Annotated in this window: 1 protein-coding gene; it reads left to right on the top strand. The window is 48.2% G+C overall.

Annotated features, from left to right (window positions below):
- Positions 1 to 507: His/Gly/Thr/Pro-type tRNA ligase C-terminal domain-containing protein (locus ACNA7P_RS11245; protein WP_416258714.1), on the top strand; the 507-nt coding region annotated here is incomplete at its 5' end.
- Positions 508 to 539: the final 32 nt, after the last annotated feature.

Here is a 539-nt window from a genome sequence, read left to right as displayed (position 1 = left end):
GGCCGGGTCTGGCAATGTGGCACGATTCAGGTCGATTTTTCGATGCCAGGTCGTCTGGAGGCAACTTATGTTGCCGACGATGGATCCAAGCAAGTGCCTGTTATGTTGCATCGCGCAATTCTCGGTTCACTCGAGCGTTTTATCGGCATTTTGATCGAAGAGTACGCTGGCGCCTTCCCAACTTGGTTAGCACCGCGTCAAGTGATTGTGATGGGAATCAGTGATAAACAGTCGGCTTACGTGCAAAAAATTGCCGGACAATTGCAAAATCAGGGATTTAGAGCAGATACAGACTTGAGAAATGAGAAGATTGGCTTTAAAATACGCGAGCATACGCTGCGCCGTGTTCCTTATTTAATTGTAGTAGGGGATCGAGAAGCGCAGGAAAATACCGTGGCAGTACGAACTCGCAAGGGTGAAGATTTAGGCGCAATGGCGCTTGAGGGCTTCGTTTCCTTGCTGAATGAGGACGTTGCTCGCCGCGGTCGAATTATTTTAGAGGATTAAAAACATCGCTACAGACCAAAAAAGGCTGAATG

The sequence above is a fragment of the Aliidiomarina sp. genome (assembly GCF_047920995.1).
Lineage (GTDB): Bacteria > Pseudomonadota > Gammaproteobacteria > Enterobacterales > Alteromonadaceae > Aliidiomarina.
This window is presented reverse-complemented; position numbering and strand designations above follow the sequence as displayed.